Source organism: uncultured Desulfosarcina sp. (genome assembly GCF_963664155.2).
Taxonomy (GTDB): domain Bacteria; phylum Desulfobacterota; class Desulfobacteria; order Desulfobacterales; family Desulfosarcinaceae; genus Desulfosarcina.
In genome coordinates, this window is sequence record NZ_CAXXXH010000002.1 from 1,243,290 (window position 1) to 1,258,595 (window position 15,306).

The window sequence follows — 15,306 nt, forward strand, 5'->3', positions numbered from 1 at the left end:
AAAATTGTCTGGTAAATTCTTTTTCGCGCTGGATTTCCAGCAAGTCATATCCCTCTGACTTTGGCGGCAGTATAAGACTGGCGCCCCCACTGCCCGCGGGATTCACATGACTCCCGCTATTCGGTTCGCAGAACGTAGGCCGCGATTTCCGCCGTAGATCCAAGCCGGGACGGCGGCCCCCAGCACCCGACGCCGGAGTTGACGTAGATCGACGTGGACCGAAACCGGTGCATGCCGGACACAAAAGGCTGGGCGATTGCCATCATGATCTGGCCCGGAAAAAACTGCCCGCCGTGGGTGTGCCCGGAAAACTGAAAGTCGAAGCCCGCCTCGGCGGCCTCAAATACGCTTTTGGGTTGGTGGGCCATCAGAATCCGGACATCGGCAGGGGCCGCATCCCGGATCGCTGCGGAGGGACTGGAGGCATGCCCGGGAAAATTATTTCCCTCCGAGTAATCGGTGACGCCTCCAAGCAAAACGGTTCCGGCACCTCGAGTCAGCAACCGGTGGCTGTTGAGCAGCACGTGAAATCCGAGATGTTCCAGGTGTGAAATCCAGTTTTCGACCCCCTGGGCCGCCATGTAATATTCGTGGTTGCCGGTAACGAAATAGCGGCCGAAGGGTGCCGAAAGGTCCGCTAGTGGTCGGACAATGCCGGCCATTCGTTTGACCGGACCGTCAGCGAGGTCCCCGGTAATGGCGACCACATGCGGGACCAGGGAGTTGGCGATGCGAACGATGGCCTCCACCCAGTCCCGGCTGGTAAAGGGATCGGCGTGAATGTCCGTCAGATGAACAATGCGAAAGCCGTCCAGATCCTTCGGCAGCCCCTTGACGGGTAGCGGGATGACCCTGGCCACCGGCAATTCTGCGGCATGCAGACTCGCGCTTCGGGCCAGGCCGGCGGAAAGAAGAATGAGCCCCCCCTGGACGGCTTGGTTGATAAATTGCCGGCGAGCAGGGTCTGCCTCAGAGGCGTCCGACTTTGTGAAGAATTTTAATTTGCGGAGGAGAAAGAGGAAAACGGCGACAATGCTCCCATATACGCCTAAAAGGAAAAGGAACATAAAAAAAAAGACCAGGCCCGTCCATCCGGCACCCGCGAGACCGGCCCACAGTTCCCCGCCGGTACTTGCGGAGTATGCGGCAAGTAATACGACCAAACTGCCGGAAAAAGCGGCGAACAGCACCCAGAAGAAAATGATGCGGATTTTTAGCTGAAGTTGGTTTTCCTGCCTCATGTGATAAGCTTTTTCCCGTGGTCCTCTCAAGTGTGTCAGGAAATTGAATGGATTTAGCATTTCGCTATTTCAGATTATCTCGCGGTAGGAACGCCGGTTATCCAGCACCTCCCGCACAAACCCGGACGTGCGGTTTTCCCGCATCCGGTTCCTCGGTTGTAATCGCTTTCGCTTAAAGCGCACGTATCCTAAATCGAGATAGTTTGTATAATTTGTAAACAACGTCCTTTCCTCCCCCCGCGCGGCTCTTTGTGTCGGCGGGATTGCTTGAGGATAGGAATAGTTGCGTTTGTTCAGGCAGGTAGATGGTGTATCATCGCCATCAGCCCCCTCAATACATGAAACATTAAGCAAAGCCACCATTGGCGCGTAGAACCTGCGCGTTCACCCAGCCACCGTCGGGGCCGGCGAGGAATGAGACCGCGTTGGCGATATCATCGGACTGGCCCAGGCGCTCCAGGGGAGGAATTTTGCTCAGCTGTTCGATCTGGGCCTCATTCTTACCCTTGAGAAACAGTTCCGTGGCAACGGGGCCGGGTGCGACGGCGTTGACAGAGATATTGCGGCCGCGCAGCTCATTGGCAAGCACTTTAACCAACCCTTCAACTCCCGCTTTAGACGCGATATAGGGGCCATAAGTTGGAAATGCCTTTGCGATTACGCTGCTTGAGAGCGCGATAATTCGTCCGCCTGCCGAAACATGATGCGCAGCTTGGCCTAATACCACAAAGGTTCCCCGCAGGTTCGTCGCAATTACCTTGTCAAAAATTGCGAGATCACCTTCGGCAATGGGAGACAACATCATGATCCCTGCGCAGTTCACCACCACGTCGACCCCGCCAAAGGTGTCTACCGCTTTCTTAAAGAGTCGCTCGACATCGGCGGCGCTCGCCACATCCGCCTGGACCGCGATGGCCATTCCACCAGCATGCATAATTTCAGATACGGCATCATCCGCTTTCCTGGCATTTCCAGAATAGTGAACCACCACCGCAAAACCATCACGGGCCAGTCGTATCGCAACAGCACGCCCGATTCCCCCCGATGCACCTGTGACGATTGCAACCTTTTTGTTTTTATCCATTTCAATAACTCCTTACGGTTTTAAAGCGGCTTGGGACCGACCCATAATCCGGTAGATAGGTTGATTCGCGACGCGTAGCGGAACTTCTATACTGCTCCCCTACCCTAACTATAATAGTTTTCGGTTGGAAAGTTTCTGTTTGTACAATTTGTAAAGAACGTCCCCGGCTCCCTTATTGAATTCGGTGTTGCATTGACTGATATGTTCGAAAAATTGGAATCATTTTTGCTGCATAACTCTAAGGCTTTTTGTAAAAGCTTTTTACCTATTCCTTTTCGTTGAAAGCGACCGTCCACAAAAAAGAGAGCTATATGGTTGTTATTACAAACTTCGATAATGCCAAGAATATCTCGGCCAAGTGTTGCGATAAAGCCAAAATGATTTTCCTTTAGCTGGCTTTGTATTGTATCGGGTTTGATATACTTCATGAACTCATCGATACCATCTTGCGAGAACCCTGGGGCAACGTATTCGTTAAATACAATCGAAATAAATTCAGAAACCTTGGCTTCATCTCCTCGCTTCATTCTTCGGCTTTTAATCTGCGAATTCATAATAGCCACAATTGAGTTCGTTACAGCGGTAAACTACATTTTCACAGGCGCCAGCAGTTCGGCGTCCTGTGCAAAAAATTGTTGGGCAACATCAATTTGGAGAATTTTTATGATTTTCACTTTAGTGAATTATCATCAGTCTATATATCGGCTAATCTCAAATCTATAGTAATCATTAACCGTCTTAAGGTATTCCTTAAACGAAGGAGTTGCCTTAAGGTTGTTAAAATCATCGAATATCAAGTTGCCAAGCTGCCCATCAGCTTCAAGTCTCGCAATCATGCTAACACTTAGGCCGTATTTCGTGAGTTGAATCTTTCGTTCGTCAGTAGTCCCGTATATGTATCTATTGTACTCAGCAACGCTTATCAGGTCGTAGTCAAACAACATTACAATGAATTTGTTCAACTTGAACCCAACGAAATCGTCTTCCATTTTGAGCTTGACAATCGCTAAATTTACTAGTTCATGATCAGACTTTTGTGATAGGTCTACATACGCATTTTCAGAGGTTTTTGGATAAGCTCCGGTCTCTCTGGGCTCTTCTCCGTATGATAGGCCAAAGTACATCATACTGTCACTGCTTTTCACGCGTTCTCTGAAGTAACGCACCAACGAGTTGATATTCTCGTTCAATGCCTTTTTCTGGACGATAAGGATATGGTTCTCATAGTAACTGCGTGCTTCTGTGAACGAGAGGCGGCTAACTTCAAAATCAGATACATTTTCAATATTTCGCAGAAAGACGTATTCAATTTTTTCCATCATTGACGCGGAAGTCCATGATTCTGGAGGATTGCTCGCTAACGATGGCGCGACGCTAAGGAAACGAGCTATTATTTTTGTTGGATCTTTGTAGAATTCAATGATTCCTGACTGAATGATGTATGCCCGTATCTCATCCTCCTTCGTGTCTAACGTCGAGGCTAGAAATTTTTCGTTTTTCTGGATAGATAATACTTTCTCAACAAATTTTTCTTTGGTTGCTGCGGGGATCGAGAGGGTTTCTATATCAAAAGCTGCAAGCGTGGGATTTTCGACCAAATCATCAAAAACACGACTTCTCAGCAAGACAATTTTGTTTTCCATCTTGCTACCAACTCGATAGTGCTCTTCATTGTTGATAAAATGCACTTTGGGCAAGAGCCGTGATAATCTGTTTTCACCTTGTCCAAATATCGTATTGAGTCTATTTACCCGACCTATCAAATTCATCAGTTCTTTGCCATATAGAGAGCGTGTATTAAAAATGAAAAGTGTGTCTATAGGCAAGTTCATGCCTTCCAGAATGACTGAATTGGCTACGACGTATCTTAACTCGGGCAGGCTCTTGTACTTGAACTCCAGGTACTCCTTCACAAGATCTGGTAGTTTACCATGTAAATAAACTACACCATGTTTGAGATGGTCGATTGCATAAAAATCTGGATGGACCTCACTAGATAATATGCGCGCCACCTGATCAATACCTTCTGTTGTTTGGATTTCAGGGATAATTTCGCAGAGTTCCCTTGCGAGCAGTTCTACCTTTACTGGTCGATAATTATATATAAAGTTTTTATCGCCAGAAGCTGATAAAAGATAGTCTCCGATTTCGATTCTTTCACCAATCTTGTAAAACTGGTTCACGAATCGGTTGTACTGATATGTTTCCTTATTTAGCCGAAACTCGAATATTTCGGGCTCCTTGACGTTAAACTTTATGATATGCGATGAGATTTTCTGATCGGTAGACAAGCAAAGATTATCAGCATCTTTAACAAGAGGGGAAAGATAGATCACTCGTTGACCAGGATTAAGCGCGTGATTCCTCCCTATCAGGCGAGAGAGGAGAATGCTTCTACTATCGCCTTTGAGAAGGTTATGCGCTTCGTCGACAAAAACAAGATCAAAGTATGTATCATGCTTTATAAGCAGTCGGAGGGCACGCTCCTGAGTAAATATTGCGATAAAAGATTCCTCCCCGTCAAACATTTCATCATGAACCATCAGCTTTCTTCGCAAATCCGCCATTCTAATCATTTGAAAGGTTTGGATTAGTAAGGATTTTGTAGGAACAATAACAACGATCTTATACGGTCTATCTCCAAGCTGCCTTATCTGGTCAACGATAAGAGAACTTTTTCCGAACGACGTGGGCGCAAAGTAGCAGGTCTCGTGTGTCATCTCGGAGAGAAATCTGGTGCTTTCGAGATACTGTTCCAATGTCAATGTCGCTTCTTCTGCCTTGCGAAAGCGATCAAGTTGGACATCTTCGAGACAAGCAATTATAGGGTTACCTTCATACAGGCCGTTACTAAGAAGGTCTTTGGCTATTGGGTAAAACCCGAAATTCAAAGCAAAATCAAACAGCGGAACGTAGTCCTTATGCTGTAAAGAGTATTTTAGGATTATGTAGTATGCAAGATCCGCGTACGATGTATATCGTCGATCCTCTGTGTAGCGCCTGATGAGAAGCATCGCCGCGGCAAGAAGGTAGGCCTTGTCCCCATCCTCGATCTCTTCTCCTACAGTCAGCTTTCTAAGGGCATCACGGAAGCGTGGTTCTTTACCAATACTTGTGAGAGCTCTCTTTTCGCTGATGTCCATGCCCTAACTCTCCAGATAGTCCCAAAAAAGATCAATCGATGCTTTGTTGACACATATTATACGGATTTTTTTAAAACTAAATTTATCTATTAACTGTACGAGCTTAGGAGCAAGGTCATCTTCGTCGATATCGGACCAAGCCTCCTCAAGAAACAGCGTTGAACCTGGTATGATGTTGAACGAGCCAATGTCTTGACGCGCTCCCTGAGTGAATGCCTTTGCAAGACTTTTAAGATTTTGTCTTATACTCGCGACAGTCCCTACGTCGATATGGCACGCATGGTTATATGCATTCTGCCAAGGGTTATTTGCTGGGTTACCAGAAATTTTTTCTTTGAGATCCGCGTATGCCAATGAGACCTTCAAATCGTGTGTTGCCTTCTCAGTTTTTGTGGACCCAGATTTGCTTTCGTAGATCCAGGATTCACCGTCAAAGGTGTAATAGCCGTCAAAGCCCTTTTTAATGGAGCCTTCTTCCAGATTCAAAAATAAAAATTCTTGGTTGAAACCAACCTCAGTCAAGTACAGATGACTGAAGAATTCAGCAATTGCACCCATTTCAGTTGTGGTGCCTTTCTTGGGAGTCAAGAACGCTATGAGCCGCTGCTTAATCGTAGCTAAGTCGGTACATGCTGCCCCCTCACAAATGGACACAATGCTGGCATCAATGTATTTCGTTATTTTATCATCAAGTGCTGATATATTGACAAAATGGAGATGGTTACCATCACCAAGTTCTCTGCACTTAGAGTTAAAAATATTGCTTTGAAAAGGCATAACGCTATATCCTGAATGCCTAAAATTTCACGGTTACTGCAGCCCAACGTTTGCGATAAGGAGTTGGCGGGTTAATGGTGCCGATGGTCTATAAAGTATGAAGACCATTGATGTTGCTGAATTTCAATCGGCAAGAAAAACCAGCCAATCACCTTGATTGCCGGGTTAGGCTAAATCAGTTTCAATAAATGCCTCAACTTCATTTATAAGCGCCCATAATTTTTCGTAGCTGAAATGGCCAATAGTCATTTGCTTTCCATCCATATCTTCTCTAATCTCGACACCATTCCATGATATTGGTAAGAATTTTTTATCATGGTTATTAAAATGAAAATGAAAATCATGGGAAAAACAATTTCTGATTATTCTCCAAAGTTGGTACCAACTTTGTGAATGTAAAAGATTATTTTGCTTAGTATCTTTACAATAAATTTTAATTACCTCGAAAAGCTCTTTTACAACAGCCCTCAATATGGTCATATGAAATTGATCAACTGCAATTTTTAAAACTTTTTTATCAAGAATGAGAGGTTCAATACCATCTATAACTTTAAATTTGGGATCGATATTTTTATAAAGATGAAGGAAATCATCCATAACATCGTCTTGAGATGATAGAGCTATTAATACATACGCTAAACGATAGTTATTTTTTTGAGTTCGAAAAAGTCCAAGTAAATAATCTTTATCCATATTTGTATCCAAGCCTAACATGGATTAGGCTGCCTAATAGTCGTATTATTTTACGACCATTTTGCAGACGAAATTTGTTTATACGACCAATTCGTCGTATAACACCCCTATTTCCGGGATTAGACGACTGTTTGGTCGCCTAATAATTTCGCTATTCGTAATGGGACACCCATTTCCAAGGCGCTGAACCACCCTCAGCCTTCGCTAATAAAACACCACAACACCTCATTCAACGGCATTGCCACCGGCAGGGTGGCCACCCGAAAACCGGCAGACCGATTATGTTGCTCCAGACGCAACGCCCCGTAAAAAAACACCGCCATGCCGTGAAGGCAATGGCGGTATTCAAAAGTGTTAATAGCGCGATCCTGCAAGCGCCAGGCGGTGAAACGCCACCCGGTGGCATGGGCCGCAAGCGAGTTTCATGAACCCTTCCCGAAATATCCCGGTCTGACTTCAAGCGCACCTCCAGTCCAGGCGATATCTCTGCATTCTATTTGAAACCGAGCAGTTAAAATACCCGGCGCTTTACAATCTCTTCCTTCTGCTGCGGTGGATCGTCATAGCGGATTCTTACACCATCGATGCTGACCAGGTGCTTACAGCCAACCTTTTCAAGCCGCTCTTCAATAGCTTTGTATTTTTCTTCGCCAGCCATTGCCTGGTGGAAGGAATGAATATTGGTTTTTAAGGCTGCACCGTAGATGGTGTCCGATTGGACTACCTGTTTTGTCTTTTCCACCAGTTCGGCGGTTTCAAAGTCGTCTTTACAAGTCACGCTAACGGTATCAGCGGTTTCGGAATTCCGTTCCCCGGTCACAAGCCATTCTATATTGACATCTGTGTGTAGTGCCCAATTAATTAATTTATAAAAATTGAGCCTATCGCCACGTATTCTATTCCCAAGGTTGCTTAAATCTATCCCAAAGATATCTTTAGCAATTTTTGTTTTAGTCCAACCTGTAACTTCGACAATGCGATCAATTATTTCGCGAGAGTTTATATATTTGTTCATTTTATTCATTGACAGCTGGTTATATGTGTGTAACCAATGTAGGAGATACGGTATCAAGGGTTACCCGATGAAAGGAGTATTTTTGATTTGCAGCAACCTCCATATGATCAATGCAATTCTTCTGGAACGCCTGTACCTGGGCATCACGTCCCTGATGCAATACATCGAAGTCGCCAGGCCGGGAAATACCCTGCGCTGGTTTGCCGTCGGCAAGACGCCCGTGACCGGCCTGCCCGATCTCGGTTACGCCAGGGAACCGGCCGCCGAACTGAAACCGCTGCTTACTTCAGATTGTAGCAATTCGCCGATCTCAGATTGCCGATGCCCATGCGTAGCCATGAAGGATCTGGAACTCAAGTACCCAATGCACCACATTAACTTGAAATACTTAACAGATAGTATCCAAAGTTACAAGGACGGAACCCATGCAGAATCGTAACACAACCGCCGTCAGTATGTTGGCCACCCTTGGCTACCCGCTTCCCAGCATCCGCAAGGCCCTGCACAAGCTGACCGGCATCACTCAGCCCGAGCTGGCCAGCCGCCTGGGCGTGTCGCGCCCCACGGTGACAGCCACCATTGACGGCACACGCGGGTCCGCCGAGGTGAAATCGGCCATTGCCGACATGTTCGAGGTCCCGGTGGACGTGCTGTTTAAACCCGATCACGCATCGCCCGAGGCATAACCGGACATGATGCTTACCGACCGGCACAAAGCGGTTCCCGTGAAGTCCCCTGGTCGCAGCGTATCAGCCCACCGGTCAAAGCCTATGAAAACCAAAGGTCGCAAAATGCAAAATAATGAGGTGTGAGCATGGCCTTTCATAAAATCCCGCGCAAGTTCGACTGCCCGGAGATCGCCTCGGACCTGAAAACCCGCCTGCTCTATTCCGACGACATCGACAGCAGTGTTATCCCGGCCATCGCAGAAATTATGGGCACCAGCAAGCGCACCGTCTACGCCACCCTGGACGGCGAGATCAAACTCTCCCTGGACTTCCTTCACGCCGCCGCCATCGCCACCAACGGCGATCCCGCCGTCTGCAAATACCTGGAGCCGGACGGCTTCCACCTGAAAAAGAATCCCGAAAACAACCTGCCGGACAAACCCACCCTGGCCGAGGAGTGTCTCGACGACGTGCCGGCGCTGGCCCGGTTCCATGCGGTGCTGTCCGCCGTTCCCCGGGCCCGGAAGCTAAATGTGGACCTGGCCAGGAACGCCGTGGTCTTCGAGCTGGACCAGAACGTCAACAAATGGCTGGAGGAAGGGTGATGCAAGCAATCCTGAACCGCACGGCCATGGCCAACGGTGTGGGCCTCAGTTTCTCGAATACGTCGGCATGCAGAATGAGTTGCGCATCGCGGGAAGGATTTTTTGCCTGTTCAACATCATGGACCCGGTCCACCGGCACTACCAATCGACGGTGGCCTTCACAGGAAATGTTCAACAAAGATCAAGCCAGGCCGGACCAGGCACGGCAAATAGAATGCGTTTTGCTGGAATGTAACCCATGATTGACACCCATTTCAAAACCTGCGCACATTCACGGAAAATCCAATTTACCGTGGAGGCGTGTATGAAAGGGACAGTCTTTTTCCAGAAGGACCGCGACCGCTGGGCCGTAAGCTGGCCCCGCCAGGGCAGGCGGGGCAGCCATGCCGTCACCCGCTACAAGGGCGAGTTCATGTACGACCGGCGCATCGCCGACAAGTGCCTGCACATGATCCAGAGCGACTGGGAGAACTTCAAGGCGGGGCTGGGTGCGTTTCGCATCGAAAAATATACCGGGCAGGGCTGGACCGATGTGGTGGAGTTTTACGAACAGTGGCTCAGGGAGGTGGTTGTGCCGACCCGCAAACCGGCCACGGTGAAAGGCTACCGCTCCTACCTGAACAACTGGATCCGGCCCTTCTTCGAAACCCATCCGGTGATGCTGCACGAGATCCAGCTGGACACCCTGTGCAGCCTGCTCAACAGCATCGACCTCGGCGGCAAGGGCAAGCTCAACGTGATGATGGCCTTCCACGCCATGATGGATCACGCCTGGCGGTCGCGGCGCATCCCGGAGGTTCCGCCGTTTCCCAAACGCGCAGCCTATGGTATGGTGCGGCCCGTGATCGAGTGGATCAGCCGGGAGCGCTTCAACCAGGTGGTGGACGCCATTCCGCCGGCGCACCGGGCGCCGTTTCTTTGGATGTACCTGCACCTGATGCGACCGGCCGAGGCCTGCGCCCTGATGTGGCCGGATTGGGACGTGGTCAACCGCCAGTTCATCGTGCGGCGCTCGCTGTCGGCCCGTCGCGTGGTGGCCAGCACCAAAACCGGCGAGATCTACCTGACGCCCTGCCATGGCGCGTTCTATCCGCTGATGCAGGAACTGATGCGCACGCGGAGCGAGGAGAGCCCGTTTGTCTTCACCAACCCCCGCGCCCGCAATAACAACAGACGGTATACCAACGAGAGCCTGAACACCATATGGAAGGCGGCCTGCAGGAAAGTGGGCATCGAGATCGGGCTATATGCCGGCGTGCGGCACAGCCGGGCCAGCCAGATGATCAATGAACTGAGGATGTCAATTCATGAGGTCAAAGAAGCAGGGACATGGAAGCGCCTGGACTCGGTGTCACGCTATGCCGAGACAGGGCTTACCCGCAAGCGCGAACTGCTCGAGCGCGGCGACGTCATATCCCTGTTGCACTACAAAAGCACTCCAAAGGCAAAATAGAGGATGGAATCCTGTTGGAAATTCAGTGGGTTGCAAGATGGTGGATGGGTTCGATTCCCATGCACTTCCGCCATTTTTTTATCAGGCATCGACCAGGTTGCTCCGATTGCCGCATAACCGTTTCCTCGCGACTCCCTATACTCCAGCCCAAACTATAATTCAAGCATATGATTTTATTTCAGATGAACCCATGCTGAGGAACGTAGAACACCCAATCTCATTTTTCGCAGAAGGACTAGAATTGTCTGGGGTACTCCATCTGCCAAATCACGAACCGGTGGCGGTCGTCGTCGGCTGCCATGGTTTAATGGCCGATAAAAACTCCCCCAAACAGATCGAATTGGCTCATGGCTGCACCGCCATTGGCATGGCGTACTTTCGATTTGACCATCGGGGGTGTGGTGACAGCCAAGGCGATTTCGAAATAGATACCACCCTGGAAAACCGCGGTTGTGATCTGATGGCCGCTGTTGGGGCAATCAATCGCGCTGTTGGCAAAAATATGCCAATTGGCCTGTTTGGAAGCAGCTTAGGGGGTACTGTATGTCTCTCGAGGGCACGCAGCCTCTCGCCATTTGGCATCGTCACCTTGGCCGCCCCTGTTCAAAACCGATCCATCCATGTCCCTGAAAATTCACCGGAATCGCTGAAAAATGAAATTCTTAAGAACAGGCTGACCTTTAATATAGCCACACATATGACTTCTATCCATCACATCCTGATTATCCACGGCAGCAGCGATGAAACTGTCCCCGTTGAGAACGCTCAAACCATATACCGCATGGCCGGCGATCCCAAAAAACTGATGATACTGGAAGGCGGGGATCACCGGATAAGCAACATCGCCCACCAGAAAACATTTATAAAGACAGCCGTGCAGTGGTTTGCAGATTGCTGCAAAGACCTATAAAAAAGGCCTTGCCGTTTGGGCAGGGCCTTTTTTTCTATTATGAAACGAAAACAACTATTTTCGACTGATGGCGCTGTGGATGAGTTCTTTCTGGTAAGGGGTTAGCTTTTTAGAGAATTTAACCCCGATACCATCTTGCTCCGTTCTGACGATGGTTCCGGAAATCTTGAATGTTTTTTGCATTAAAGGAAGGGTAAAAATTAGCGAAATCGATTGCCCGACACGAAAGGGCGACAACGTCTCAATGAATACCCCACCTTTGCTCAAATTGTTGATAAAGTCCTGATAGACCCTATCATTCGTCGAGTAATCCACCGGCAGGAAACAGGGTATTCTGGAATCTTCACGATAATCCAGCCGTTCCCACTCCTCCAGCAGTTCGTTCAGCATTTTTTTTCGCTGTGGACTTAGCTTCGAAATGGCCGAAATCAAGCGTTCCGTCAATTTGTTTTCATCTTCCAATATTTCCGTTTTACTCATGACATGTCGCCTGTGAAGAGCTGAGGAGATATTAAAGATGCGTGCTCAGATAAAAATGGCCAGTGCCTATCGATTATTTATATTCCAGAAGGCAGGTGAAGTCAACGAAGAGATATCACTACCTCCTTTGCCAGATCGAGTGGATTGAGTCGAAAAATTTGAAATTGCACCGGAAGGAAAGGCGTGATTGAATGAATTTCCCCGCCGCAAGCGGACGGGGTATCGGCTAATGATTGAATCAATTATATCGTCGCAAGCAACCGGGGATTAGGCCCGACGCTTCGCGATAAAATCAGCCGGTCGGTGATATGATTTCGATCAACACTTTCCGTCGTTTCCCATCGTAAGGAACCTTGGTTCCGCTGGGGCCCTCGTCGTCAGGCCCTATCGCAATCGTTGTAATGGCTTCAGCGTTGACCCCCTTCCCAACCAAATAGGACTTGACCATTTCCGCTCGAAATTCAGATAGCTTTAAATTGTAGGCACGCACTCCGGATCTATCGGTATAGCCTCTTAAAATGATAAGTGTCTCCGGATTTTGAAGACAATATTGGGAAATCACGCCCAGCAGTTTGTAGGCTGAGTCATCAAGATTATTGGAGTTGAATCCAAAAATAATTTCAGGATATTTGCCATACGTTTCACGTATAAAGCTCAGTGAGCTTCGGTTTTCCCCATCTTCGGGGTTCTTCGACGTCAGTGATGCATCGGCTCGCTCTATCTCTACCGTCCCGCCGCTCACTTTCGGTTGCCCCACGGGTTTATCCACCACCGGAGGAACATTGGAGGATATGGAAGCCTGGCTGTCGGTTGCCTTCCCCGCCGTTTCTTCGTTGGCTGCACGGGGCGGCATCAAGCGGTCATGGGCGTCCCTGTCACTATATTCCCGGTCCAGGGCTTTTTCGGGCGTCACAGGCGCCACTTTCGCTGAAAGGGTCTTTTCGTTAAGGGATTGCGTGCCAATTGAGTTATTCGTTGCGTCTGAAGGCTGTCGGATAAAGATAAAAGTGGTTATTAGCCCTACCCAAATGATTAGAACAACTATCAGGGCAATTCCAATAGGCGTTTTCATTTGCAGGGAAAGCGGCCAGGTTATCAGCGTTTTCTTTCCTGGAGGTGTATCGTCTTTTTTTTCAGTCTGGGCTTCCGGCGTTGCGTCGCTTTCTTCTATCGATTTTCCATGAGCAATTTTCAGTTCGTTGGCACATTCAGCGACGATCTTTTCATCGACATGTTTCTTCTCCTTTACAAAGCCGGTCAACAGGGCCTGGTCGCAGATTATATTGATTAATCGGGGATAACCGTTGGAGAATTGATGCACCTGATGGATTGCACCGGGTGTAAAGATAGTATCCTCGGACCCGGCAATGCCCAGACGAAAAAGAATATACTGGCCCGTTTCCGCTTCAGACAGGGAAGAGATGTTGTAATTGATTGTAATCCGCTGGCGGATGGCCCGGTTGTGGGGGCGAAGAATGATGTTGTTGAACTCGCTTTGGCCCACAAAAAAAATATTGATCAATTTAGTGCTGGCCTTTTCGATATTGGAAAGCAGTCGAACCTCTTCCAGCAGCTTCTGATTGAGGTGTTGGCATTCGTCAATGATTAAAAGCGCTTTTTTGTTTTGTTGATTAAGATTGATCAGGAAATTTTTCAGGTAAATGAGAAACTCGCCTTTGCTTTTAAAACGTATATTCATTCCAAAAGAGTCGGCAACAAAATTAAAAAAATCCATTTTCGCCAGACCGGGATCGGCAACCATGGCCACGAGCACATCATCTCCCAGGCTGTCGACAAGGGCATTCAGCAGAGTGGTTTTTCCGGTCCCCACATCACCGGTGAGCAGTAAAAAGCCTTTGTTGTCAAGGATGCCGTATTTCAGCACGGCCAGTGCTTCCTGGTGCTTTTCACCCAACCACAGGAACTTCGGGTCGGTGCTGATCTGAAAGGGTTTCAGATGGAGTTTATAAAAGTCAAGATACATGGTGGTTTCTCAGGTATTCAGGTTAAAGGCTGAAGGGTTAACGTTGATGGTTCAGCATGTTACAGTTTATCCAGGAAAGCAAGGTCCTTATTCTGGGTCAACTTGGTCCCGATGACCAAAACCTCCACCCGGTTTCCCGAAACCTTTCTAAAATACAATCGACTTTTGTATGCAAAGATCACCTCGAAAACCGTTTCCCTGTTTTTTTTGCCGAAAACTTTCCGCTTGATCTGAACACTATTTGGGTCTTCGTTGAGTTGGTGAACCACTTCTTCAGCTTTGATCTTCATCTCTTCAGTAAGGTCAAGCAAACCTTCGATGGCCTTGTCATGAACGCTAATATTTTTGTAAAGTGCGTTGAAGCGTTTTCTGACCGCATCGACGCCTTTTAAAAGTTGGCGATTCTTGGCTTCATTTTCCTTTTCATACTGCTTAATTTTTTCTTTTAAATTATTGATTTCAAGAGATTGTTGATCCTGTTGGACTATATTTTCACTGATTTTCTTTTCCAGTTCCAACAGTTCGTCCATCATTTCGTCTTCAGTAGAAGAGGCTTTTTGTCGTTCATGCTCCAATTCCCCTTTCATCATATCAATTTTTTCCGAAAGAAGAATTCTTTGTGACTCAAGCCGTTCCAGTTGGGACTGGCTTTTCTGCCGTTCATTCGCCAGACCATCGATGATTTCCTGCCTGACAGATTCCTCCTCGTTTACTTTTTTTATACCACGTCGATAAAATAAAAAAAGCACCAGAAGCGCAGCAATAACCCAAGACACCAGGATCAAGTTGGATATCAGGGTATTATGCTCAATTTCAACCTCAACCGTTTTAATCAGCCCGTCATTGAGAATTCTGAAGTTTTCCCTCGCAACGGTAATGCTGTCCAACTCGCTTAAAGCTGATCTCGGTTCATCATAGGTATCGGGGTATAGATAGATCCCGTTTTTTGTCTTCACCGTTACATTGACGCGCACGCCCCAAGCAGGCAGCTTCAGACTGGCTATAAACGCATTGACGTTCTCCCGGACGGCATCCTGGATTCGCACACTGCCGTCGAACAAAAGGCGTGTATCGCCCGTATAGACTGCCGCCAGGGTTTCATCGTACCGCGCTTGTATGGTCTTTTCCAGCAGCTGGATTGAAAACACATAGACAAAGGGCGGCAACAGGACACAAAGGATCAGGGTTCTTAATGGGAAATGGCGCATGGTTTATCGCTGAACGTTGATGGTTCATAAACTCGTTGTAACACG

The 15,306-nt window shown here is 48.0% G+C and carries 15 protein-coding genes; 5 read left to right on the forward strand and 10 right to left on the reverse strand.

The annotated features are described in order from the left end of the window. Nucleotides 1–116: 116 nt before the first annotated feature. The 7 genes from ACHZBS_RS29720 to ACHZBS_RS29750 form a co-directional block, all read right to left on the reverse strand. Entirely contained in the window at nucleotides 117–1,241 is a 1,125-nt protein-coding gene (locus ACHZBS_RS29720) for a metallophosphoesterase (protein ID WP_319410162.1), read from the reverse strand. Between the two features lie 346 nt (nucleotides 1,242–1,587). Continuing rightward, on the reverse strand, nucleotides 1,588–2,325 hold the full coding sequence (locus ACHZBS_RS29725; RefSeq protein ID WP_319410163.1) for an SDR family oxidoreductase: 738 nt from the start codon (nucleotides 2,323–2,325) through the stop codon (nucleotides 1,588–1,590). A 104-nt stretch (nucleotides 2,326–2,429) separates the two neighbouring features. Next, nucleotides 2,430–2,879 (reverse strand): GNAT family N-acetyltransferase, encoded by a 450-nt coding sequence (locus tag ACHZBS_RS29730; protein ID WP_319410164.1) that lies wholly within the window; start codon nucleotides 2,877–2,879, stop codon nucleotides 2,430–2,432. A gap of 135 nt (nucleotides 2,880–3,014) precedes the next feature. Beyond that, nucleotides 3,015–5,468 carry a DEAD/DEAH box helicase gene (locus ACHZBS_RS29735; protein ID WP_319410165.1) on the reverse strand — a complete coding sequence of 818 codons (2,454 nt, stop codon included), beginning with the start codon at nucleotides 5,466–5,468 and terminating at the stop codon, nucleotides 3,015–3,017. Between the two features lie 3 nt (nucleotides 5,469–5,471). Next, nucleotides 5,472–6,245: a hypothetical protein gene (locus ACHZBS_RS29740; RefSeq protein WP_319410166.1), complete on the reverse strand. Its 774-nt coding sequence runs from the start codon at nucleotides 6,243–6,245 to the stop codon at nucleotides 5,472–5,474. Between the two features lie 165 nt (nucleotides 6,246–6,410). Next, entirely contained in the window at nucleotides 6,411–6,938 is a 528-nt protein-coding gene (locus ACHZBS_RS29745; protein WP_319410167.1) for a hypothetical protein, read from the reverse strand. A gap of 511 nt (nucleotides 6,939–7,449) precedes the next feature. Next, a complete protein-coding gene (locus tag ACHZBS_RS29750; RefSeq protein WP_319410168.1) occupies nucleotides 7,450–7,962 on the reverse strand; it encodes a helix-turn-helix domain-containing protein in 513 nt (170 codons plus the stop codon). 94 nt (nucleotides 7,963–8,056) lie between these two features. Here ACHZBS_RS29750 and ACHZBS_RS29755 point away from each other — a divergent pair, with 94 nt between their 5' ends. The 5 genes from ACHZBS_RS29755 (at nucleotide 8,057) to ACHZBS_RS29775 (ending at nucleotide 11,589) form a co-directional block, all read left to right on the forward strand. Next, the gene (locus ACHZBS_RS29755; RefSeq protein WP_319410169.1) at nucleotides 8,057–8,392 is read left to right on the forward strand and encodes a hypothetical protein; all 336 of its coding nucleotides are present in this window, start codon (nucleotides 8,057–8,059) and stop codon (nucleotides 8,390–8,392) included. Next, a complete protein-coding gene (locus tag ACHZBS_RS29760; protein WP_319410170.1) occupies nucleotides 8,379–8,639 on the forward strand; it encodes a helix-turn-helix transcriptional regulator in 261 nt (86 codons plus the stop codon). Before ACHZBS_RS29755 ends, ACHZBS_RS29760 begins: the two co-directional genes overlap by 14 nt. Nucleotides 8,640–8,767: 128 nt before the next feature. Then, nucleotides 8,768–9,226 (forward strand): hypothetical protein, encoded by a 459-nt coding sequence (locus ACHZBS_RS29765; protein ID WP_319410171.1) that lies wholly within the window; start codon nucleotides 8,768–8,770, stop codon nucleotides 9,224–9,226. A gap of 304 nt (nucleotides 9,227–9,530) precedes the next feature. Continuing rightward, the gene (locus ACHZBS_RS29770; RefSeq protein ID WP_319410172.1) at nucleotides 9,531–10,679 is read left to right on the forward strand and encodes a tyrosine-type recombinase/integrase; all 1,149 of its coding nucleotides are present in this window, start codon (nucleotides 9,531–9,533) and stop codon (nucleotides 10,677–10,679) included. Nucleotides 10,680–10,920: 241 nt separating this feature from the next. Further along, entirely contained in the window at nucleotides 10,921–11,589 is a 669-nt protein-coding gene (locus tag ACHZBS_RS29775) for a serine aminopeptidase domain-containing protein (protein ID WP_319410173.1), read from the forward strand. A gap of 54 nt (nucleotides 11,590–11,643) precedes the next feature. On the opposite strand, the gene ACHZBS_RS29780 is transcribed toward ACHZBS_RS29775, so the two are convergent. From ACHZBS_RS29780 to ACHZBS_RS29790, 3 genes are all read right to left on the reverse strand, one after another. Next, nucleotides 11,644–12,069, reverse strand: a complete 426-nt coding sequence (locus tag ACHZBS_RS29780) for a PilZ domain-containing protein (RefSeq protein WP_319410174.1) — start codon at nucleotides 12,067–12,069, stop codon at nucleotides 11,644–11,646. A 292-nt stretch (nucleotides 12,070–12,361) separates the two neighbouring features. Further along, the gene (locus ACHZBS_RS29785) at nucleotides 12,362–14,053 is read right to left on the reverse strand and encodes an AAA family ATPase (protein WP_394708069.1); all 1,692 of its coding nucleotides are present in this window, start codon (nucleotides 14,051–14,053) and stop codon (nucleotides 12,362–12,364) included. 59 nt (nucleotides 14,054–14,112) lie between these two features. Beyond that, on the reverse strand, nucleotides 14,113–15,261 hold the full coding sequence (locus tag ACHZBS_RS29790; protein ID WP_319410176.1) for a hypothetical protein: 1,149 nt from the start codon (nucleotides 15,259–15,261) through the stop codon (nucleotides 14,113–14,115). Nucleotides 15,262–15,306: the final 45 nt, after the last annotated feature.